Here is a 21,332-nt window from a genome sequence, read left to right as displayed (position 1 = left end):
TAAGTTCATTGCTTTTGGAACGGGCCCCAGTCCGGCTCGCGGATGTCGCCCGCCTGACCGGCAAGACGCGCCTTGATCTTGCCGTCCAGGGTGGTGGTCATGAGGGCTTCACGGCCTTGCTGTTGGGTGGCGTAAACAATGAGACGGCTGTTGGGCGCAAAGCTGGGATTTTCGTCGGCCGTCGTGTCTGTCACAGCATTGACGGTGCCCGTGGACAGGTCCATCACATGCAGCTTGAATGCGCCCCCCACGCGGGAGATGTAGGCGAGCCAGCGACCGTCCGGACTCACGCTGGGTGAGATGTTGTAGGTGCCGGTGAAGGTCACGCGCTCCGCATTGCCACCGGACGCACCCGCCTTGTAGATTTGCGGGGCACCGCCCCGGTCGCTCACAAAGAAAATGCTGCGGCCATCGCCCGAGAACACAGGTTCGGTATCGATGCCTGCGCTTTGCATCAGGCGGCGCGGCTCGCCGCCGTTGGCATCAATGGTGTACAGCTGCGAGCCGCCATCGCGGCTCAACGTGACCGCCAGCGTACGGCCATCCGGCGCCCAGGCTGGCGCACTGTTGGAGCCACGGAAGTTCGCGATCAGGCGCCTGCGACCTGTGGCCACATCGTGCACATAGACCACCGGCTTGCGCGACTCGAACGACACATAGGCCAGTTGCCCCCCGTTGGGCGACCATGCAGGCGAGATGATGGGTTCGGGGCTGGACAGTGCGGACTGGGCGTTCTCGCCGTCGGCATCCGCGACCCAAAGGCTGTAACGGGGGCCGGTTTTGGTCACATAGGCGATGCGCGTCGAGAAGATACCGCGCTCACCCGTGAGCTTTTCGTAGATGAAGTCGGCAATGCGGTGCGACACCAGGCGCAGGTCGCCCTGCGTGACCACAAAACTCTGTCCGCCCAGGTCTTGGCCCTTGACCACATCCCACAAACGAAACCGCACATCAAAACGCCCATCAGCCAAACGCGTGACGCTGCCAGTGGCCAGCGAATCCGCACTTTTCTGGCGCCACAGCGCGACGTCTGGCCGCGCGGTTTCGTCCAGCGCTGCGCCGGAGGCGTCAATGGCGCGGAACTGCCCGCTTCGCTCCAGGTCGGCCTGGACGATGGCCGCAATTTTTTGGGGCGATTGCGCCTCGCCCCGAAACGGAGCAATGGCGATGGGCAATTGGGTCAGCCCAACGCCGGTGACTTCCACACGGAACTGAGCAAGCGCTGGAATGGATGGTGAGGCGATGAGTGCGGCCAGCAACTGGCGGCGCAGGGGAAGCAGCGGAGCTGCGAAAGATGGGTGTTGGGAGATTCGATCTGTGGTCATTGGCATCCAGCAGTGGCCGAACAAGTGCCGAAAGGGCAAACCCGAATGTTACACACAGCGGCGAGCCCCCTGTGACAAACTGTGCGCGACCCACCGTGCCGGACAGGCTGCGCATGGCACAAACGTAGAATCCGGGCGACATGCAAGCCACCGACACGGGCACCAAGCCCGCCACAGCCCCTACTCCCCCCACGACCTTGATGGCGCGCCTGAGGCGGCTGTCGGTGTACTTTGGCGACCAGCGAATGGCCTGGAGTCTGGCCATTGTTGCAACCTTGGTGGGTGCAATCACCGAACCCTTGATCCCTGCCCTGCTGCAGCCGCTGCTGGACAAGGGCTTTACCCAAGGGACCTTGCAGCTGTGGATGGTGCCCCTGGCGATTCTGGGGGTTTTTTTCGTCCGCGGCGTAGCCCAGTTTGTGGGTCAATATGCACTGGCGCGCATCGCCAACGAAGGCATGCTGACACTGCGCCAGGCGCTGTTTGATCGTGTTCTGGCCGCAGAGATGGGATTGTTTGCGCGCCAGTCGGCCAGTGCCCTCTCCAACACCGTGGTCTATGAAGTGCAGACCGGTGCCACGTTGCTGGTGCAGGCCCTGCTCGGCCTGTCGCGCGATGGCTTCACGCTGGTCGCGCTGCTGGTCTATTTGCTGTACCTCAACTGGCAGCTCACACTGATTGTTGCCGTCGTCGTTCCGGGGGTCGCCTGGATCATGAAGACCCTGTCGCGGCGGCTGTACCACTTGACCAAAAGCAGCCAGCAGGCCACGGATGAGCTGGCCTATGTGGTCGAAGAAAACGTGCTGGCGCATCGTATGGTGCGCCTGCATGGCGCGCAAGGCGGGCAGGCGCAGCGTTTTGCCGACCTGAGCCGCAGCCTGCGCCGCCTGGCCATCAAGTCCACCATCGCCTCCGCAGCCATGACACCGCTGACCCAGTTGCTGGCCGCCGCTGCGCTGTCGGTGGTGATCTGCATTGCGCTCTGGCAGAGCCGGGGTGCGGTCGATACGAAGGACGTGACCGTGGGCGGGTTTGTGTCCTTTATTACGGCCATGCTGATGCTGATTGCGCCCATCCGGCGCCTGGCTGATGTGGCCAGCCCCGTGACCCGGGGTGTAGCAGCTTTGGAACGCGGCCTTGGGCTGCTGGGCGACACGGGTGCAGAAACTGGTGGCATCTACCGCAAGGACCGCGTGCAAGGCGCACTCACGCTGAGCAATGTCACTGTATCGTTTGGCGCCGACCACGCCCCCGCCCTGGACGGGGTCAACCTGCAGGTGGCCCCGGGCGAGATCGTGGCACTGGTGGGGCCCTCTGGCGCCGGCAAGACCACGCTGGTCAACCTGCTCCCGCGTTTTGTCATGCCTTCAGCGGGCACCATCGCGGTCGACGGGCATGCCTTGCCGGACTGGGACCTGCCCTCCCTCCGGTCGCAATTTGCCATGGTGAGCCAGGATGTGGTGATGTTCAATGACACCATTGCCACCAATGTGGCGCTGGGCCAGGCCGTGAACGAAACCCGGGTGCGGGAATGCCTGGCTGCCGCCAACCTGGCGGAGCATGTAGAAGGTCTGCCGCAGGGCATCCACACGGTGGTGGGACACAACGCCACGCAGTTGTCAGGTGGGCAGCGTCAGCGGCTGGCCATTGCGCGGGCCCTGTACAAGGACGCCCCCATCCTCATCCTGGACGAGGCGACGTCTGCCCTGGACACCGAATCGGAACGCCTGGTGCAAGAGGCCCTACAGCGCCTGATGCAGGGCCGCACGACCCTGGTCATTGCACACCGGCTGTCCACCATCGAGCATGCCGACCGCGTCGTGGTGATGGAGCGCGGGCGCATCGCCGAGCAAGGCACCCACAGCGAGCTGATGGCGCAGGGTGGGCTGTATGCGCGGCTGCAGACACGCGCCGCGTCGGGCACAGGGGCCATCGCCGAATAAGCACGCACGGCCCACCAGGGTGGCCGCCGATGGCTTCAATGCAGCCGCCGTGCTCCGCCTTGCACCAGCGTGCTGCCGTCGCCTGCTGTGGTTACCACTTGCCCCGGTTGGGCTGGCGGCGGCGGATGGCCACGGCGATTCTTTCTGCAGACTCGGTACGGCTCACACGCAAGGCGAAATCGGCGGCGGTCAAGCCCAGCTGGTTCTTGAGCGTGGGATCGGCACCTTCGTCCAGCAGCAGTTGCACCGCCTCGGTAGAGCCGTAATGCGCCGCCATCATCAGCGGCGTGGTGCCGTTGGGCGATGTTGCGTCGATGTAGGCGTGGTTTTCGAGCAGCAATGAAATGATCACCGCATGCTGCGGCGAACCTGCCGACGCGGCGTAGTGCAGCGGGGTCCAGCCCGTCTTGTTGACATCGGCATCGCGCGCGATAAGCGCCTTGACGGCCTCCACGTTGCCCTTGATGGCAGCCATCATCAACGGGCTTTCGTCCTTGGCATTGCGGGCCTCCACATTCAGCCGACGGGATGCCAGCAACGCAGCAACGGCCTTGTTCGCGCCGTTTTGCAGGGCAATCATGAGCCCCACCTGCCCCTTGGGATCACGGGTGTTCGGATCAAACCCCCGGCGCAGCAGCGCAGTGATTGCATCACCGTCATCGCGCAGGACGGCCACAAAAAAATCTTCATAGGCACCGGCCCAGGCCCGGACTGACACCAGGCCCAACGCCACGGCGGCCAAAGCAGAACGTCGTTGCAGGCTCATGCCATCACCTCAGGGAACAAGCGGTCGAAATTGCGGCTGGTGGCCTCCGCCACCACCTCCAGCGTGAGGCCCTTGGTCTCGGCCACCTGCCGGGCCACATGGGGCACATACGATGGATTGTTGGTCTTGCCACGGTAGGGCACCGGGGCCAGGTAGGGGCTGTCGGTCTCGATGAGCATGCGGTCCAGCGGCACAAAGGCCACCACGTCGCGCAGCTCCTGCGCGCTCTTGAAGGTGACGATGCCCGAGAACGAGATGTAGTAGCCCCGATCCAGCGCGGCCCGCGCAACCTGCATCGATTCGGTAAAGCAGTGGAAAACGCCGCCCGCCAGATTGCCTGCGCCATCCTCGCCCTCTTCCTGCAGGATGGCCAGCGTGTCGTCGGAGGCACTGCGCGTGTGGATGATGAGGGGCTTGCCACAGGCGCGCGCCGCGCGGATGTGGGTGCGGAAGCGGTCGCGCTGCCACTCCAGGTCGGCAATGCTGCGCCCGCCCTTGCGATCTTCCATGCCGTAGTAGTCCAGGCCGGTCTCGCCAATCGCCACCACGCGGGGCAGCGCCGCGCGGTCCAGCAGATCCTGCACGCTGGGCTCGGTCACGCCCTCGTTGTCGGGGTGCACGCCCACCGTGCTCCAAAAGTTGTCATGGGCCAGGGCCAGGGCGTGCACGCCCTCGAACTCTTCCATGGTGGTGCAAATGCACAGGGCCCGGGTGACCTGCGCCTCGGCCATGGCCTGGCGGATGGCGGGCAGCTGGCTGACCAGTTCCGGGAAGTTGAGGTGGCAGTGCGAATCAGTGAACATGTGATGAAAAACAAAAAAGCCGACCAGCCAGCGCGGGTCGGCACGGGGGCGGCGGTGGCGCGGTCAGATCGTCTGGGTAGGACGGTCGGAGCCCAGCGCAGTTCCCAGCAATTCCTCGATCTTGGCCTTGAGCTGGCGGGATTTTTCGTCCTTGGGGAACTGGATGCCCACGCCCTGGGTGCGGTTGCCTGCAGCACGGGCCGGTGTCACCCAGGCCACGCGGCCTGCCACGGGGTAGCGCTGGGTGTCGTCGGGCAGGGTCAGCAGCACATACACATCGTCGCCCAGCTTGTAGTCGCGCTGGGTGGGCACGAAGATGCCCCCTTCTGCAAAAAAAGGAATGTAGGCGGCGTAGAGAGCGGCCTTTTCCTTGATGGCCAGCTGCATGACGCTGGGACGGGGCGCGGTGGATGGACTGCTCATGGGTGGGTGTGCGGCTTAGTGTCTGGAGTGTAGGGTGTTTCGCGCCTGGGCGACAAGCGCCTCCAGCATGAGCCCGCCATTGAACGGATGGTCTGCCGTGCGCGCCGCCTTGGACAGTGCGCGAGACCAGCGTGTGAGCGCACCCAGTGGCGGCGTCTTGGGCAGGTCGGCCTGCGCAAAGTAGCGCGGCGCGGCGCCCACGCTGGCGGCCAGCAGGTCGTGGCAGAGCTTTTGCAGCGCGTCGATCACCTGGGCCGGGGCCCAGTCGCCCAGCGCCGTCACATCACCCCGCGCCACGGCCTGGGGCAAGGCGGACCAGGCCTGCGGGCTGCGGCCCGACTGGGCCAGCGCCAGGGCGTCCTCGGGCCGCCCGCCTGCTGCACGCAGAAACGACAATGCCGCATCCCGGGCCACGCCCTGGGCCTGCAACCAGGCCAAGCTGTCGGCCTCCACAGGCCAGACCATGGTGTGGCCCAGGCAGCGGCTGCGGATGGTGGGCAGCAGTTGGTGCGCAGCCTCGCTGGCCAGCACAAAACGCACGTCGCCCGGCGGTTCTTCCAGCGTCTTGAGCAGCGCGTTGGCCGTGACATGGTTCATCTGCTCGGCGGGGTAAACCAGCACGGCCTTGCCTTTGCCACGCGCCGAGGTGCGCTGCGAAAACTCCACCGCATCGCGCATGGCCTCCACGCGGATCTCGCGGCTGGGCTTGCGCTTTTTGTCGTCAATGTCGGCCTGGGCCTTTTCCGACAGAGGCCAGCCCAGCGCCATCATCTGCACCTCGGGCATCAGCACGCACAGGTCGGCATGGGTGCGCACGTCGATGGCGTGGCAGCTGCCGCAGTGGCCGCAGGCGCCCTGCTCTGTCGGCGCATCGCACAGCCACGCGCGCACCATTTCCAGCCCCAGGGTGTATTGCCCCAGACCCGACGGCCCCTGCAACAGCCACGCGTGGCCGCGCTGGGCCAGCAGGCTGGTGCGCTGCGCAGCGATCCAGGGCGCCAGGGCCACGGCGGTCTCGCTCATTGCGCCCCTCCCTGCGTAGCCACCATGATGGCAAGCCAGCCCTTGCGCACAAACACGCTGGTGAGCTGCTGCCACACGCGGTGGCGGTCCTGCGCCGCATCCAGGCGCGCAAACCGCTGCGGTGCAGCGGCTGCGCGGTCTGCATAGCCCTGGGCGACGCGGCGGAAGAACTCGACCGGTTGGGCCTCGAAGCGGTCAGGCACACGCGCACCGGCCAGCCGCTCGGCCGCCACCTCGGGCGCCAGGTCAAACCACACCGTCAGGTCGGGTTCACGCATCAAACTGGTCTCAGGCGCTAGTCCCGTCTGCGCCAGGCGCTCTAAAGTTGATAGCACACCCAGATCGAAGCCCCGCCCCGCGCCCTGGTAGGCAAAGGTGGCGTCGGTGAACCGGTCGCACAGCACCACGTCGCCACGGGACAGCGCGGGCTCGATCACGTTGCGCAGATGGTCGCGGCGGGCCGCAAAGATCAGCAAGGACTCGGTGAGCGCATCCATCGGGTCGTTCAGGACCATCTCGCGCAGCTTTTCGGCCAGCGGCGTGCCACCGGGCTCGCGGCTCACGGTGACAGTACGGCCCTGGGTGCGGAAGGCCGCGGCCAGGCCTTCGATGTGCGAGGACTTGCCCGCACCGTCGATGCCTTCAAACGTGATGAACAGACCGGGTCGTGACATGGGCGCCTTGGTTCAAGAAACTGTTTACTGCTGCCCGCGCTGGTAGCGGTTGACGGCGCGGTTGTGCTCCTCCAGCGAGGCACTGAAATGGCTGGTACCGTCGCCCTTGGCCACAAAGTAGAGCGCGCGCGTGGCCTGCGGCTGCACGGCGGCCAGCAGCGAGGCCTTGCCGGGCATGGCGATGGGCGTGGGCGGCAAGCCGGGGCGGGTGTAGGTGTTCCAGGGGGTGTCGGTCTGCAGGTCGCGCCTGCGCAGGTTGCCGTCAAATTTTTCGCCCAGGCCATAGATCACCGTGGGGTCGGTCTGCAGCAACATGCCCACCCGCAGGCGGTTGACGAACACGCCTGCAATCTGGCCCCGGTCGCTGGCCTTGCCAGTTTCCTTTTCGACAATGCTGGCCAGCGTCAGCGCCTCGTCCGCCGACTTGAGCGGGGTGTCGGCCGCGCGCTGAGCCCAGGCCGCCTCCAGATGGCGGTCCATGGCGTGCATAGCCCGGCGCAGCAAGGCGATGTCGCTGGAGCCTTTGGCGTAGGTGTAGGTGTCCGGGAAGAACCGCCCCTCGGGCGCCACGCCGGGGCGGCCCAGCTGGGCCATCAGCACCTCGTCGGTCAAGGCGGCAGCATCGTGTTTGATCTGCTCCTCCTTGGCCAGCGCCTGGCGCACCTGGCGCCAGTTCCAGCCTTCGACCAGGGTGAGTGCGCGCAAGGCCTCTTCGCCCCGGGCCAGCTTTTGCAGCAAGCTGATGGGCGTGGTGCCGGGCGGGATTTCGTAGTTGCCCGCCTTGATGGCGCGGTCTTGCCCCGAGACACGGAACCAGGCGTAGAGCAGGCGCGCGTCCGTCTTCACCCCGGCCGCCACCACATCGCGGGCCACGCCGCGCGGCGTGGTGCCGGGCTCGATGGCCAGCTCCAGCGGCTCGGGGCCCACGTCGAGCGGCTGGTGCAGCCACCAATACGCAGCGCCGCCCAGTGCGATCCCCACCAACACGATCAAAGCCAGTAAACGTCGCACAACCCTGCTACCAATATGTATGAATCAGGGCATCATAATTCAGCGATGACCTACCCCTTGAATGGCATAGCCCCCTTGTCCCACCTCGGCGTGATTCGCGTGGAAGGCGAAGACGCCGCCAAGTTTCTGCACGGCCAGCTCACCCAGGATTTCGCCCTGCTCGGCATGGACCAGGCCCGCCTCGCGGCCTTCTTGTCGGCCAAGGGCCGCATGCAGGCCAGCTTCATCGGCTTCAAGCGCAGCGCCAGCGAGGTGCTGCTGGTCTGCAGCCGCGACCTGCTGCCCGCCACGCTCAAACGCCTGTCGATGTTTGTGCTGCGCGCCAAGGCCAAGCTGACCGATGCCACCGCCGACATCGCCCTCTATGGCGTTGCCGGAGACGCTATCAACTCCGTAGCTGGCAGCGCCCAGCCCGCCTGGACCAAGGCCGATGTGGGTGCCGCCACCGTGGTGCACCTGTACCCCGCCGATGGCACCCCGCGCGCCCTCTGGTTAGCCCCCGCCACAGAGCCCGCGCCCGCAGGCCCTGCGCTGGATGCCACGCTGTGGCTCTGGAGCGAAGTCATCAGCGGTGTCGCCACGCTGACCACGCCGGTGGTCGAAGCCTTTGTGCCCCAGATGCTCAACTACGAATCGGTGGGCGGCGTGAACTTCAAGAAGGGCTGCTACCCCGGCCAGGAAGTGGTGGCGCGCAGCCAGTTCCGTGGCACGCTCAAGCGCCGCGCCTACATTGCCCATGCAGCAGCCGAGGTGGCGGTGGGCGCCGAGGTGTTCAGCACCAGCGACCTCGAACAACCCTGCGGCACCGTGGTGCAGGTGGCCGCTGCGCCGGGCGGCGGGTTTGACAGCATCGTGTCGCTACAGATCAGCGCCGCCCAAGAGGGCTCTCTGCAAGTGGGCGCAGAAGGCGGCGTGGCGCTGTCGCTGCTGCCCCTGCCCTACCCGCTGCTGGACGATATTTGAGCCAAATCGGGCACAGGCGCTAGTCCAACATGCCCGAGTAGCTCTCCTTTTAATAGCAAACCATCAAAGCTTGCGGGCCATGGCGATGTGCGCAATGCCTGCCTCTTCGTACGGCTCGCCCACCACCGTGAACCCCGCGCGGCGGTAAAAGCCCTCGGCGCTGCGCTGAGCGTGTAATTGCACTTCGGCATCGCCCCGGGCACGCGCCGCGTCCACCAGCGCATCCAGCAATTGGCGGCCCCACTGCGCACCGCGCACCGACCGGTCCACCGCCATGCGGCCGATGCGGCCCACGCCGGGTGCGTGCTGCAGCAGGCGGCCCGCAGCGACGGGCATGCCCAGCCGGTTGTACAGCACAGCGTGGCGCGCCGAAATGTCGTGCCTATCGGCCTCGACCTCGGCCGGAATGCCCTGCTCGTGCACAAACACATCGGTGCGCACGCGGCCGGCATCGCGGCCCAGGGTGTTCCAATCGCCGGTGCGCACCTCGGCCATCTCAGCGCCCGCTTCAAAACCTTCAAAGATCGCACGCAGTGCGGGCGGCACCGGACGCGAGGTCTGCGTGGCCGGGTCGGCAAACACATAGACCAGCTCGGCAGAGATCAGCAGGCGGTCACCACAGAAAATGCCCGCCGTGAACAGGCACGACGAATTGCCGATGCGCGCGCACTTCAGGCCCACGTCCAGCGTGTCGTCGAGCCGCGCAGAGGCGTGGTACTCCACCGTGGCCTTCTTCACATACATCTCGCCGCCCAGCGCCAGCATGCTCGCCTCGTACGGCAGCGCCAGCGCGCGCCAGTACTCGGACATGGCGGTATCCACGTACATGAGGTAGTGCGCGTTGAACACGATCTTTTGCATGTCCACCTCGGCCCAGCGCACGCGCAGGCGGTGGAAACAACGGAAATCACTGCTTTGCATGGGTTCGTTTACTCCAGATGAAAAGCCAGCCGCAGCGCGCGGGCTGCGTCGGCATGGGCCTTGCGCGCTTCGGGGATGGCGCGGCCCATCTTGATGAATTCGTGGGTCACGCCCCGGTAGATGTCCAGGTCCACCGGCACGCCCGCCAGGCGCAGCTTGTCGGCATAGTCAACGCCTTCGTCCACCAGCGGGTCGCATTCGGCCAGGCCGATCCACGCGGGCGCCACGCCCTCCACGTCCGGCGCCAGCAGCGGCGCAAAACGCCAGTCCTCGCGCTCCTCGCGGGTGGTCACGTAGTGGCCAAAGAACCAACTGATGGCGGGCTCCTCCAGCACCAGGCCACGTGCAAAGGTGGCGTGCGAAGGAGTGTCCTGGTGCGCCGCGCAGCCGGGGTAGATCAACAGCTGCAGCGCCAGCGGCAGGCCCGCATCGCGCGCCAGAATGGCGTTGACCGCGGCCAGCGTGCCCCCCGCGCTGTCGCCCCCCACGGCCAGGCGCTGCGGGTCGGCACCCAGGCGCTCGGCGTTGGCAGCCAGCCACTGCAGCGCATCCCACGCATCGTTGCTGGCCGTGGGAAAGCGGTGCTCCGGCGCCAGCCGGTAGTCCAGCGACACCACCATGCAACCGGCCAGACGCGCCAGCTCGCGGCACAGGATGTCGTGCGTGGCGATGTTGCCAATGGTGAAGCCGCCGCCGTGGGTGTACAGCAGCACGGGCAAGCCCTTGTCGGTGCTGGGCGCGTACAGCCGTGCGGGCAGCATGGCACCGTCGCGGGCGGGGATCTGCAGGTCTTCCACCCGCGCCAGCGCGGCCTTGGGCACCTCCAGCACGTCGGCGCCCGCCTGGTAGGCGATGCGTGCCTCCTGCGGCGTGCGTGTGTGCAGCGGCGGGTGCCCGGCGCGGGCCATGCGTTCGAGCACGCTGCGCATCTGGGGGGTCAGGCGGGTGTGATGGATGTGCAGGTCGATCAACGGTCGGGGTCTCGGCAGAAAAGACAACGGCCCGCAAGGCGGCGGGCCGATCAGGGGTGGGTTACTTGAAGCTCAGTCGCACGGGTGCCGCGCCGGGCAAGCCGTCGTAGGTGGCCGTCACCGACAAGCCAGCCTTGGGCGGCAGCAATGCGGAGAACGAGCCCAGGCTGATCAGGTCGCCCGGCTGCATGGCCAGGCCTTCCTGCGCGAGCGCACCGGCCAGCCACACCACCGCGTTGAGCGGGTGGTCCAGGATGTCGCTGCCTTTGCCGCCACCCAGGCGCGCACCCGCGCCATCGGTCAGCGACACGTTCATGTCGGCCAGGGCCTGGAGCATGGCAAAACGCTCGCCCCGGTACGCCGGCACGGCAATCGGGGCACCCGCCACACCCAGGCGCGCGCCCACGTTGATGGCGGTCACGCCCGCGCCGTTGAGCTTGGGCGGCGCCTGCACCATCAGGTCGGGCAGCTCGATGAAGGGGATGATCTGGTCCACGGCGTCCAGCACGTCCATGGGGGTCTTGGCCTGGTTGATGGCGGCGCTTTTCACGCGCACCAGCATGTCGGCCTCGTACAGGGGGCGGGCACCGAAGGCTGCATCCACCGTGGCGCCACTGGGCAGCACCATGCCCTCGTAGAGCTTGCCCCACACGGGCTTGTCGGTGTTGAAGCGCTTTTGCACGGCGGGGTTGGTCAGGCCCGCCTTGTAGCCAATCACCTTGCCCATGCGCTGGGCCAGCAAGGCGTTGACCTTGCCGCGTGTGCAGGCGCCGTCGGCGTCCGTCAGGTTCTCGGGGTTGGCTGCCGGGGTCTTGGCCACATAGTTGGCCACCAGGTCGGCGGCCTGCGCGTCCGTGAGGCACTGGGCCTGGGCGCTTGTTGTCACAGATGCGACGGCCACCAGGGCCGCCATCAGGGTTTGCTTCGTTTTCAAGGCTGTCTCCTCCTTATAAAGTGGGCTCAGAACCTTTTCAAAGGCTGGCGAGCTATCGTAATCGCTGGCACCCCCATTCACACACCTTGTTGCACCATGGCTTTCATCTACTACGTCACCCAGATCCAGTTTGAATTCGGCGCCGTCCAGCTGCTGAAGCAGGAATGCGACCGCGTGGGCATCACCCGCCCTCTGATCGTGACGGACCCCGGCGTGAAGGCCGCCGGCGTGCTGCAAAAGGCGCTGGACGCGCTGCCCGGCATGACGGTGGCCGTGTTTGATCAGACCCCCTCCAACCCCACGGAGGCCGCCGTGCGCGCCGCCGTGGACATGTACAAGGCCCAGGGCTGCGACGGGCTGATCGCCGTGGGCGGGGGCTCCGCCATCGACTGCGCCAAGGGCATCGCGATTGCGGCCACGCACGAGGGGCCGCTGACGTACTACGCCACCATCGAAGGCGGCTCGCCCCGCATCACCGACCGCGCCGCGCCGCTGATCGCCGTGCCCACCACCAGCGGCACGGGCAGCGAGGTGGCGCGCGGCGCGATCATCATCGTGGACGACCACCGCAAGCTCGGCTTCCACTCATGGAACCTGGTGCCCAAGACCGCCATCTGCGACCCCGAACTCACCCTCGGCCTGCCCCCCATGCTCACAGCAGCCACGGGCATGGACGCGATTGCGCACTGCATGGAAACCTTCATGTCCGCCGCGTTCAACCCGCCCGCTGACGGCATTGCGCTGGACGGCCTCACGCGCGGCTGGGCGAACATCGAGCAGGCCACCAAAAACGGCAGCGACCGCGATGCACGCCTGCACATGATGAGCGCCAGCATGCAGGGCGCCATGGCCTTCCAGAAGGGCCTGGGCGCCGTGCACTCGCTCAGCCACAGCCTGGGCGGCGTGAACCCGCGCCTGCACCACGGCACGCTCAACGCCATGTTCCTGCCCGCCGTGGTGCGCTTCAATGCGCAGGCGGAATCGGTGCAGAAGGAAAAGCGCCTGGAACGCATGGCCCACGCCATGGGCCTGGCCAGCGCAGGCGATATTCCCGAAGCCATCCGCGACATGAACGCCCGCCTGAGCCTGCCCACCGGCCTGGCCGCGATGGGCGTGAACGAGGCGATGTTCGACGACATCATCAAGGGCGCGATGGCCGACCACTGCCACAAGACCAACCCGCGCATCGCCACACCCGAGGAATACCGCGACATGCTGGCCCAGTCGCTCTGAACCCAGCCGCCTCACCCTTGGGCCAACTGCCGCGCACCTGGGCGCGGGGGCACATGGCGGGGAGCCAGCGCGTGCCCGGGCACTTGTCAGGCGCGCATTGCGCGTGCGGGCAGCTCCGCAGTTTTACAAAACGTCACACATCAGCAACACCGCGCCGGTAGCGCGATGCAAAACCACGCTCACAACTTCTCACAAGATAGACTCGCCGCTGTCAACAATTAATTAACCATTCATTACCACTGGGGTTGTAGGGGAGGACCACCGTCAATGCGCACCGGAAATCTCACCACCTGGCTTCTGCGGGGCACCTACCCCCGGCTGTATGTGTCCATCGTGGCGATCATCCTGCTGGTCACCGGGGTGCGTTACCACTACCTGCTGGCCGCGGAAACCGACGAAGCCCTGCAGCAAGGCTCTACCGAACTGCGGCGCGCCAGCGATCCTTTGCAGCTGCGCCTGGCCGCCGTGCCCGCGCCCGATGCCGACACCGTGACCCGTATCCTGACCGAGGGGTTGGCGCAGGCGGCGCCAGCGGTGGCGTCCATCAAATGGCAGGCCGCCGACCAGCCCGCCATTGAGGTCACCGCCCTTCCCTACCCCGCCAATGCTCCGAAATGGTTTACCGATTGGCTGGACCTCTCCGCCCCTGTGCAGCAGTCCGGCCTCGCGCTGGCAGACGGCACATCGGGCCGACTGACGGTGACGGCCCACCCGCAGCCCCTGGCGGACCAGGTGTGGGCCACGGTGCTGGTACAGGCGCGCATCTCGGCGCTCAACATCTTCACCATCTTCTTTCTGCTGACGCTGCTGCTGCGGGCCAATGCCCGCATGCTGCAGCGCCTGGCCCAGGCCACCGACGCGTTTCGCCAAGGCTATCTGAGCACCCGCATGGAAGTCACCGGCACGCTGGAGTCCCGCGCCATGGCCGAGACCTTCAACGACATGGCGGGCAAGGTGCAGTCCTTGGTGCTGTCCTTGCACGAAACGCAGCGCCAGCAAAGCGAGCAACTGCACTTCACCCGCCAGTTGATCGATGCCTTGCCCCTGCCCGTGTTTGTGCGCCATGCCGACGGCACCTACCTGGACGCCAACCGCGCATGGCAGCGCCTGTTCCAGTCGCAGCCAGGTGCTGACGGCGCTACAGGGGCCAGCCTGCCGGCCGAACTGGCCCCGGAACGGTCGGCCCGGATCGCCAGCGCGCACGACAACGAGATCCGCATCCGCCCGCCCCACCAGCCCCCGCTGGACATGGCCTATTTCGAAGCGCCCTTCACCAGCACCAACGGCGAACTGGCTGGCACCATCGGCACGCTGGTGGACGTGACCGAGCGCAAGCGCGCCCAGGAAGCCCTGCGCGCTGAAAAGGAACGTGCCGAGGTCACCCTCGCCTCCATCGGCGACGGGGTCATCACCACCGACCCGGGCGGGCGCATCGAGACCATCAACGAGGCCGCACAGCTCATGACCGGGTTCACGGCCGACCAGGCGCTGGGCCGGCAGCTGGACGACGTGTTCCGTCTTTACGAAGAGCCCGCCAGCCGCACCGCCAGCGCGGCCGCCGAACGCGACACCCAGCCGGGTGGGCTGCAGCAGGCCACCTACGAGGTGCTGATCCACCGCTCTGGCGAGCGCTATGCCATCGAGTACACGGCAGCCGCCATCCGCGAAGGAAGCGGCCACGCGGCGGGCTGCGTGCTGGTATTCCGCGACGTGACCGAAACACGCAACCTGCGCCACCAGATCTCGTGGCACGCCCGCCACGACGCGCTCACCGGTCTGTACAACCGTGCGGCCCTGGCCGAAAAGCTCACACACGCCCTGTTTGTGGCCCGCAACAAGCAGCTGCTGCTGGCGGTGTGCATGCTGGACCTGGACCACTTCCAGGCCGTGAACGACACCTTTGGCCAGCGCGTGGGCGACCGTCTGCTCAAGGAAGTGGCGCGGCGCCTGGGCGCATTCATCACGGCCCACGAAGCCGTGGCCCGCATGGGCGGCGACGAGTTTGTGCTGCTGCTGGGCGAACAGCCCGATGTGCCCGCCATCGAGGCGCGCCTGGCCGTGCTGATGCAGCAACTGGCCGCGCCCTATGCGATTGACGACCGCCTGGTGAACATCACCGTCAGCATTGGCGTGGCCGTGTTTCCGCAAGACGACGCCAACCCCGACACCCTGCTGCGCCATGCCGACCAGGCCATGTGCCAGGCCAAGAGCTTCGGGCGCAACCAGCTGCACGTGTTCGACGTGCAACACGACCACGCCGTGCAGACCCAGCACACCCGCCAGACCCGGGTGGCCCGCGCACTGCACGCGGGCGAGCTGGTGCTGCACTACCAGCCCAAGGTCAACCTGCGCACGGGCGAGATCATCGGGCTCGAAGCCCTGCTGCGCTGGCAACACCCGCAAGAGGGGCTGCTGGGCCCGCAGCATGTGCTGCCGCTGGTGGAGGACACGGACCTGCAGGTCGAGCTGGGCGAATGGGTGCTGCGCCAGGCCCTGGCGCAGATGCGGGTGTGGAGCGATGCGGGCATGGGATGGGAGGTCAGCGTCAACATCGCAGCGCCCCACTTTCACCGGCCCAACTTTGTGCAGCGGCTCAAGGACATCCTGCACACCTGCCCCGAGGTGTCTCCCTCGCGGCTGGAGCTGGAGATCCTGGAATCCGCCGCGCTCGAAGACATGCAGTACATGCGCCGCATGATGCAAAGCTGTCAGGCCCTGGGCGTGCGTTTTGCGTTGGACGACTTCGGCACCGGCTTTTCGTCCCTGTCCTACCTCAAGCGCCTGCCCGCGGAGACCATCAAGATCGACCAGTCCTTCGTGCGCGGCATTCTGGAGGATGGCGACGACCTCACCCTCGTCAAAGCCATCGTGGCGCTGGCGGCTGCGTTCCACCGCCATGTGGTGGCCGAAGGCGTCGAAACCGCCGAGCACTGCGCCAAGCTGCTAGAGCTGGGTTGCGAACGCGCACAAGGTTATGGCATTGCCCGACCCATGCCCGCGGCCGACGTGCTGCCTTGGGCCCGGGACCACGCTGCACGCCATGCTGCCCGGGCGGTGCAAGAGGCGGCACGTCGTTCTGCCTCGAACTGAGAAACCTTCGGCCAGCGCAGGAGACCCAATGAGCCCCAGAGGCGCGTCCGCCCTGGTGGCCTACAGCGGCTGCACCGCGCCCATGTCAGGCCGCTCCAGCCACTCGCGCCACTCGTCCACCAGCTGCTGGCTGGCACGCGTGGCCGCGAGCCACGCCTGGGCCCGGGCACGGCTGTCCGTGCCGTAGTGGGTGAAATCATTGCGGTCGGGCAGCTTGGCATTGGGCAAGCGGCGCACCCAGTCCGGGTCGGGCGACAGCACCACCATGTTGTCAAGCGCCGACGTGGCCTTGTGGCGCCACTTCAACCCCTTGTCCAGCCAGCCCGGCACCACGCGGTGCTGGAAGTGGGGGTAGAGCACGATGCCCCCGGGGCCCGCGCGCAGCGGCTCGGCCGCAGTTTTTGAGCCTTTTTCGCTGGGAGCGCTAGTGCTTATTGCCTGAGCAGCTATCAATTCAGAAGCAACACCATTCGGCAAACCATAGGCAAGATGCAGGTGGTAGTCGGTGATGCCGCCGTCCCAGTAAGCGCCCCGCGGGGCGCCCGGGATGTTGTGCACGGCCTGCAAGACAAACGGGATCGAGCAGCTGGCCTGCAGCGCCTGCATGAAATTGTCTGCGTTCAGCCCCACCTGCCGGGTGCGGTAGTCGGTCGTGGCAAAAGGCAAGGCCGCACCCGACGAGGAAAACACCACCCGCTCCAGCCAGGCCCCCATCGCCTTGCGGTGCACGGTGTTGGTCACAAACGCCCCCAGATACCCCAGCGGCGTGCCCAGCGCATGCTCCCGCCCCAGCACATGGCGGCCCCGGGACGTGACGATGTGCAGGCGGTAGCGGGGGTGGCTGAGCACTTCCTGCACCCGCCCGCCGTAGAAGGCCTCCAGGTTCTGGCCGAACCGCTCGCTCACATGGGCGGCCGTGGGGCGCTTTTTGCCGGGTGGCAGCTCGTAGTCCTGGTGGATGTAGTCATGCTCCAGCCGCTCAAAAGCCGCCACCGATTGCTGCAGGCAGGCCGTGGCCATGCGCCAGGCGCCAATCGAGGCGCCCACCAAGTGCACGGGCTGATCGGAGCGCGGCAGCCACTCCCCAAAAATGAACCGGTCCATCGGCCCCAGGATCAGTCCCTTGGGACCGCCAGCCGCTGCCGGGATTACGCTCACGTCAGCGGGCCGCAGGCCCTGTTGTTCCAGGTGTTGGCGGGCGCGGGGGCCAGCATGGATGCGCAGTGCTTTCATGGCGCTGATTGTCGCAAAGCGGCTGGGGCAGCACCGTCAATCCGTAGACCTTACTCAACAGCGCCTTCCCCGGCAACCGCCTGACCCGCAACCGGGCAACTAGACGATGAAATCCGCCGCCGCATCCGGTCGAGCGGTCCAGTCGATGGGGTCTTGCTGCAGCACCATGTCGATGTCGAGCCCCAGGGCCAGCCCCACTTCGCCAGGGAAGGACACGGCCAGCTCTTTTTCGTTGAGCTCGGCCTCGCGGGCGCGGGCGCGCCAGGCGGCCAGGTGGATGACGCCCGCCAGGGGTTCGTAGACCTTGTTGTCAAACGGTGCGTGCTGGTGCTGCAGGGCGTCAATCACCACCTCGGGCAGTTGCCAGCGGCGCGCGCAGCCCGCAGTGACCTGGCCGTAGCTGTAGCCAAAGATGCGCTGCTCGATCTTGTCGCGGCGCAGGTCAAACGGTGCCACCAGGGTGTTGACCGACTGTGCCTTCTCGGGGTCGGCCAGGTGGATCACCAGCTCGCCCAGGGCATGCAGCAAACCGGCGGTATACGCCGCGATCTGGTTGTGGTGGACGATGCCAGCGAGCGAGCGCGCGAGCTTGGCGGTGTTGAGGCTGTAACGCCAGAACTGCTGCATGTTCACCCCTGGCACCGAGCGCGACGTGGTGCCCAGCGGCGCCGAAGTGACCAACGTGCGCAGCTGTGCGGTGCCCAGCAGCGCCAGCGCCTCGGGGATGCCCGCGATCTGCCCGGGCAGCTGGAAGGTGGGGGAATTGGCCAGTTCCAGCAAACGAGCCGCAAGGGCCGGATCGGTGCCAAACAGCTGGTTCAGGCGCCGCAAGCTGGGTTCGTTCTGGGCCAGCTCGCTCATCAGCAGCGCCACGGCGCGCGGAAGGCTGGGCAGTGCCACAGGTTGGGCCAGCAGTGCGTTCAACTCCATGGGGTACGGCGCCGGTGGTTGGTTCAGGTGCTGGCGATTATGGGCCCCTGCACGGCCAAAAAACCACCGGCGGCACAGCCGGCTGCGTCAGCGGCCTTTGGCCTGTTGCAACTTCGCAAATGCGGACGCCATGGCCGACTGCTGCACAGGCTCGGGCCCACGGCGCTGGGGTTGTGCGTAGCCACGGCCTGCGCCCTCAAAGCGGTTGTCACGGGGTGCGCCCCGGTCGCCGCCCTGGCGCGGTGGCGCGGCATCCAGCTTCATCGACAGGCCGATGCGCTTGCGCTCCACGTCCACTTCCATGACCTTGACCTTGACGATGTCGCCGGTCTTGACCACCTCGCGCGCATCGTTCACGAACTTGTGCGCCAGCTGGCTCACATGCACCAGGCCGTCCTGGTGCACGCCCAGGTCGATGAAAGCGCCAAACTGGGCCACGTTGCTCACCGTGCCCTCCAAGATCATGCCTTCCTTGAGGTCCTTGATGTCTTCCACGCCGTCGTTGAAGCGCGCCACCTTGAAGTCGGGGCGCGGGTCGCGGCCGGGCTTCTCCAGCTCGGCCAGGATGTCCTTGACAGTGATCACGCCAAACTTCTCGTTGGCAAACAGCTCGGGCTTCAGGGTCTTGAGCATGTCGGTACGGCCCATGATCTCGGCCACCGGCTTGCCAGTCTTTTCCATGATCTGCTCGACCACCGGGTAGGTCTCGGGGTGCACGCCCGTCATGTCCAGCGGGTTGTCACCACCGCGAATGCGCAAGAAGCCCGCGCTCTGCTCAAAGGTCTTGGCACCGAGCCCGGCCACATCCATGAGCTGCTTGCGGCTCTTGAAAGCACCATTGGCCTCGCGCCAGCGCACCACGGCCTTGGCCACACTGCCCGACAGGCCCGACACGCGGCTGAGCAGCGGCACACTGGCCGTGTTCAGGTCCACGCCCACCGAGTTCACGCAGTCCTCCACCACCGTGCCCAACGTGCGGGCCAGCTCGCTCTGGTTCACGTCGTGCTGGTACTGGCCCACGCCGATGCTCTTGGGGTCGATCTTCACCAGCTCGGCCAGCGGGTCTTGCAGGCGGCGGGCGATGGACGCCGCACCGCGCAGGCTCACGTCCACATCGGGCATCTCTTGCGACGCATATTCGCTGGCGGAATAGACCGAAGCCCCCGCCTCGCTCACCACCACCTTCTCGATGGCGCGGTCGGCCTTGGCGGCCATCTTGATGAGGTCAGCGGCCAGCTTGTCGGTCTCGCGGCTGGCTGTGCCGTTGCCAATGGCGATCAGGTTCACGCCGTGTCTTTCCACCAGCTTGGACAGTGTGATCAGCGAGCCATCCCAGTCGCGCTTGGGCTCGTGCGGGTACACCGTGGCCGTCTCCACCAGCTTGCCCGTGGCATCCACCACGGCCACCTTCACGCCGGTACGGATGCCTGGGTCCAGCCCCATCACCACGCGCGGGCCGGCCGGTGCGGCCAGTAGCAGATCGCGCAAGTTGTCGGCAAACACTTTGATCGCCACCTTCTCGGCCTCATCGCGCAGGCGGGCGAACAGGTCGCGTTCGGTCGAGAGGCTGAGCTTCACGCGCCAGGTCCAGGCCACGCACTTGCGGATCAGGTCATCGGCCTTGCGGCCCTGATGGCTCCAGCCCAGGTGCAGGGCGATCTTGCCTTCGGCGATGCTGGGCTTGCCGGGTTCGGGCTCCACCGGCAATACCAGCTTGGCTTCCAGAATTTCGAGTCCGCGCCCGCGAAACACCGCCAGTGCGCGGTGCGAGGGCACGCGGCCGATGGGTTCGTCGTAGTCGAAGTAGTCGCGGAACTTGGAGACCTCGGGGTCGTTCTCGTTCTTGCTGTCCACCTTCTTGCTGCGCAGCAGGCCTTCGGCCCACAGCCACTCACGCAGGTTCTGCACCAGCGCCGGGTCTTCAGCCCAGCGCTCGCTGAGGATGTCGCGCACACCATCCAGCACAGCGGGCACGGTGGAGAAATCGGCACCGGGCTTACCGTCATCCAGCACTTCGGGTGGCTTGGTGAACGCCGCAGCTTCGACGGCGGGGTCCAGCGTGGGGTCGGCAAACAGCTTGTCGGCCAGCGGTTCGATGCCGAACTCGCGGGCGATCTGGCCCTTGGTGCGGCGCTTTTGCTTGAACGGCAGGTAGATGTCTTCCAGCTCCTGCTTGGTCGGGGCGGCCGCAATGGCGGCACGCAGTGCATCGGTGAGTTTGCCCTGCTCGTCAATCGCCTTGAGCACGGCCACGCGGCGGTCTTCCAGCTCGCGCAGATAGGACAGTCGCGCCTCCAGTTCGCGCAGCTGAATGTCGTCCAGCCCGCCCGTTACTTCCTTGCGATAGCGCGCAATGAAGGGCACCGTGGCACCGCCATCCAGCAGCTCCACCGCTGCGCGCACCTGTTGTTCACTGACTTTGATTTCTGCGGCCAACTGCCGAACGATCTGCTGCATGGGTGGGGCGGACTCTCTGAGACTCGGTCAAACAAAAAAGCGAAGCGCGCGAGTTTGCCACAGGCGGTTCTGGCAGCCCTTAGACCGCTCGGCGGATTGTTCCCAATACTGGAACAGTTAGTTTGCGACTGGGTGGTTTTTCCCTGAACACCATCGACGTACAGTTCATCCCATCGATGAGCCGAACCCGCAAGGCGACTCACCGAACCCGGTTCAGGAATGGTTTTTGACCCGGCTTTTTTGAGACGCTTTTTTAGCTTTTAAGGATTTTCATCATGAACAAGACCGCCCGTTTCCTCTCCGTCGCCGCTGTTGCCGCTTTCGCCGCCTTTGGCGCCCATGCCGATGAAGCCGATGGCTCGCAATTTGCCCTGAAGTTCGACACCAACCGCACCCGCGCTGAAGTGGCTGCCGAAGCTGTTGTCGAAGCCCGCACCCACAACATGGAACCCGCAGGCTCGCGTGTGGTGACCTATAAGTCCACCGCCGACCGCGCTGCCGTGCGTGCCCAAGCTGCCGAAGCCGTGCGCACCGGCCAGATCCCTTCGGGCGAATTCAGCGCCATGTAATTTGGCAGACCAACTGCTGAGATTGGTTTGAAGCAGTTGCGGGACTTCCCATGGCGGTGGCAC

18 protein-coding genes are annotated in these 21,332 nt (G+C 66.3%); 5 read left to right on the top strand and 13 right to left on the bottom strand.

What is annotated here, in order from left to right:
• Positions 1 to 5: 5 nt before the first annotated feature.
• A complete protein-coding gene (tolB, locus tag ATF69_RS09465) occupies positions 6 to 1,325 on the bottom strand; it encodes a Tol-Pal system beta propeller repeat protein TolB (RefSeq protein WP_146870762.1) in 1,320 nt (439 codons plus the stop codon).
• A 140-nt stretch (positions 1,326 to 1,465) separates the two neighbouring features.
• Here tolB and msbA point away from each other — a divergent pair, with 140 nt between their 5' ends.
• Entirely contained in the window at positions 1,466 to 3,268 is a 1,803-nt protein-coding gene (gene msbA, locus ATF69_RS09460; protein ID WP_146870761.1) for a lipid A export permease/ATP-binding protein MsbA, read from the top strand.
• A 91-nt stretch (positions 3,269 to 3,359) separates the two neighbouring features.
• On the opposite strand, the gene ATF69_RS09455 is transcribed toward msbA, so the two are convergent.
• From ATF69_RS09455 to mltG, 6 genes are all read right to left on the bottom strand, one after another.
• Positions 3,360 to 4,034, bottom strand: a complete 675-nt coding sequence (locus ATF69_RS09455; RefSeq protein ID WP_146870760.1) for an ankyrin repeat domain-containing protein — start codon at positions 4,032 to 4,034, stop codon at positions 3,360 to 3,362.
• Positions 4,031 to 4,837: a TatD family hydrolase gene (locus ATF69_RS09450; RefSeq protein ID WP_056744435.1), complete on the bottom strand. Its 807-nt coding sequence runs from the start codon at positions 4,835 to 4,837 to the stop codon at positions 4,031 to 4,033. The genes ATF69_RS09455 and ATF69_RS09450 overlap by 4 nt, the downstream gene beginning before the upstream one ends.
• 63 nt (positions 4,838 to 4,900) lie before the next feature.
• Entirely contained in the window at positions 4,901 to 5,260 is a 360-nt protein-coding gene (locus ATF69_RS09445; RefSeq protein ID WP_015013859.1) for a PilZ domain-containing protein, read from the bottom strand.
• A 15-nt stretch (positions 5,261 to 5,275) separates the two neighbouring features.
• Complete coding sequence (locus ATF69_RS09440) at positions 5,276 to 6,283, bottom strand: DNA polymerase (protein WP_056063416.1); 1,008 nt, start codon at positions 6,281 to 6,283, stop codon at positions 5,276 to 5,278.
• On the bottom strand, positions 6,280 to 6,957 hold the full coding sequence (gene tmk / locus ATF69_RS09435) for a dTMP kinase (RefSeq protein ID WP_099730425.1): 678 nt from the start codon (positions 6,955 to 6,957) through the stop codon (positions 6,280 to 6,282). The genes ATF69_RS09440 and tmk overlap by 4 nt, the downstream gene beginning before the upstream one ends.
• A 24-nt stretch (positions 6,958 to 6,981) precedes the next feature.
• On the bottom strand, positions 6,982 to 7,968 hold the full coding sequence (gene mltG, locus ATF69_RS09430) for an endolytic transglycosylase MltG (protein ID WP_235511566.1): 987 nt from the start codon (positions 7,966 to 7,968) through the stop codon (positions 6,982 to 6,984).
• Between the two features lie 45 nt (positions 7,969 to 8,013).
• Here mltG and ygfZ point away from each other — a divergent pair, with 45 nt between their 5' ends.
• On the top strand, positions 8,014 to 8,931 hold the full coding sequence (gene ygfZ / locus ATF69_RS09425) for a CAF17-like 4Fe-4S cluster assembly/insertion protein YgfZ (RefSeq protein ID WP_056744427.1): 918 nt from the start codon (positions 8,014 to 8,016) through the stop codon (positions 8,929 to 8,931).
• A 63-nt stretch (positions 8,932 to 8,994) separates the two neighbouring features.
• Here ygfZ and ATF69_RS09420 read toward each other — a convergent pair whose 3' ends face one another.
• From ATF69_RS09420 to ATF69_RS09410, 3 genes are all read right to left on the bottom strand, one after another.
• Positions 8,995 to 9,852, bottom strand: a complete 858-nt coding sequence (locus tag ATF69_RS09420) for a YbgC/FadM family acyl-CoA thioesterase (protein WP_056744425.1) — start codon at positions 9,850 to 9,852, stop codon at positions 8,995 to 8,997.
• A gap of 8 nt (positions 9,853 to 9,860) precedes the next feature.
• Entirely contained in the window at positions 9,861 to 10,823 is a 963-nt protein-coding gene (locus ATF69_RS09415; protein WP_056744423.1) for an alpha/beta hydrolase, read from the bottom strand.
• A gap of 61 nt (positions 10,824 to 10,884) precedes the next feature.
• On the bottom strand, positions 10,885 to 11,757 hold the full coding sequence (locus ATF69_RS09410) for a 2-keto-4-pentenoate hydratase (protein WP_099730427.1): 873 nt from the start codon (positions 11,755 to 11,757) through the stop codon (positions 10,885 to 10,887).
• Positions 11,758 to 11,853: 96 nt separating this feature from the next.
• Here ATF69_RS09410 and ATF69_RS09405 point away from each other — a divergent pair, with 96 nt between their 5' ends.
• Entirely contained in the window at positions 11,854 to 12,990 is a 1,137-nt protein-coding gene (locus ATF69_RS09405) for an iron-containing alcohol dehydrogenase (RefSeq protein ID WP_099730428.1), read from the top strand.
• 267 nt (positions 12,991 to 13,257) lie between these two features.
• Positions 13,258 to 16,080, top strand: a complete 2,823-nt coding sequence (locus tag ATF69_RS09400; protein ID WP_146870759.1) for an EAL domain-containing protein — start codon at positions 13,258 to 13,260, stop codon at positions 16,078 to 16,080.
• A 60-nt stretch (positions 16,081 to 16,140) separates the two neighbouring features.
• Here the strand turns inward: ATF69_RS09400 and ATF69_RS09395 are convergent, their stop codons facing one another.
• From ATF69_RS09395 to ATF69_RS09385, 3 genes are all read right to left on the bottom strand, one after another.
• On the bottom strand, positions 16,141 to 17,313 hold the full coding sequence (locus ATF69_RS09395) for a patatin-like phospholipase family protein (protein ID WP_146870758.1): 1,173 nt from the start codon (positions 17,311 to 17,313) through the stop codon (positions 16,141 to 16,143).
• 99 nt (positions 17,314 to 17,412) lie between these two features.
• Complete coding sequence (locus tag ATF69_RS09390; protein ID WP_056063447.1) at positions 17,413 to 18,243, bottom strand: HDOD domain-containing protein; 831 nt, start codon at positions 18,241 to 18,243, stop codon at positions 17,413 to 17,415.
• A gap of 87 nt (positions 18,244 to 18,330) precedes the next feature.
• Complete coding sequence (locus tag ATF69_RS09385; protein WP_056744415.1) at positions 18,331 to 20,700, bottom strand: Tex family protein; 2,370 nt, start codon at positions 20,698 to 20,700, stop codon at positions 18,331 to 18,333.
• 275 nt (positions 20,701 to 20,975) lie between these two features.
• Here ATF69_RS09385 and ATF69_RS09380 point away from each other — a divergent pair, with 275 nt between their 5' ends.
• Entirely contained in the window at positions 20,976 to 21,269 is a 294-nt protein-coding gene (locus ATF69_RS09380; RefSeq protein WP_056639501.1) for a hypothetical protein, read from the top strand.
• Positions 21,270 to 21,332: the final 63 nt, after the last annotated feature.

The organism is Acidovorax delafieldii (assembly GCF_007993815.1).
In the GTDB taxonomy this organism is placed as follows: Bacteria; Pseudomonadota; Gammaproteobacteria; order Burkholderiales; family Burkholderiaceae_C; genus Acidovorax; species Acidovorax delafieldii.
This window is presented reverse-complemented; position numbering and strand designations above follow the sequence as displayed.

Coding starts and splice junctions, on each gene's coding strand:
- msbA (WP_146870761.1), top strand. CDS start 1,466: ATGCAAGCCACCGACACGGGCACCAAGCCCGCCACAGCCCCTACTCCC.
- tmk (WP_099730425.1), bottom strand. CDS start 6,957: ATGTCACGACCCGGTCTGTTCATCACGTTTGAAGGCATCGACGGTGCG.
- ygfZ (WP_056744427.1), top strand. CDS start 8,014: ATGACCTACCCCTTGAATGGCATAGCCCCCTTGTCCCACCTCGGCGTG.
- ATF69_RS09420 (WP_056744425.1), bottom strand. CDS start 9,852: ATGCAAAGCAGTGATTTCCGTTGTTTCCACCGCCTGCGCGTGCGCTGG.
- ATF69_RS09385 (WP_056744415.1), bottom strand. CDS start 20,700: ATGCAGCAGATCGTTCGGCAGTTGGCCGCAGAAATCAAAGTCAGTGAA.
- ATF69_RS09400 (WP_146870759.1), top strand. CDS start 13,258: ATGCGCACCGGAAATCTCACCACCTGGCTTCTGCGGGGCACCTACCCC.
- ATF69_RS09445 (WP_015013859.1), bottom strand. CDS start 5,260: ATGAGCAGTCCATCCACCGCGCCCCGTCCCAGCGTCATGCAGCTGGCC.
- ATF69_RS09380 (WP_056639501.1), top strand. CDS start 20,976: ATGAACAAGACCGCCCGTTTCCTCTCCGTCGCCGCTGTTGCCGCTTTC.
- ATF69_RS09450 (WP_056744435.1), bottom strand. CDS start 4,837: ATGTTCACTGATTCGCACTGCCACCTCAACTTCCCGGAACTGGTCAGC.
- ATF69_RS09455 (WP_146870760.1), bottom strand. CDS start 4,034: ATGAGCCTGCAACGACGTTCTGCTTTGGCCGCCGTGGCGTTGGGCCTG.
- ATF69_RS09405 (WP_099730428.1), top strand. CDS start 11,854: ATGGCTTTCATCTACTACGTCACCCAGATCCAGTTTGAATTCGGCGCC.
- ATF69_RS09395 (WP_146870758.1), bottom strand. CDS start 17,313: ATGAAAGCACTGCGCATCCATGCTGGCCCCCGCGCCCGCCAACACCTG.
- ATF69_RS09440 (WP_056063416.1), bottom strand. CDS start 6,283: ATGAGCGAGACCGCCGTGGCCCTGGCGCCCTGGATCGCTGCGCAGCGC.
- tolB (WP_146870762.1), bottom strand. CDS start 1,325: ATGACCACAGATCGAATCTCCCAACACCCATCTTTCGCAGCTCCGCTG.
- ATF69_RS09390 (WP_056063447.1), bottom strand. CDS start 18,243: ATGGAGTTGAACGCACTGCTGGCCCAACCTGTGGCACTGCCCAGCCTT.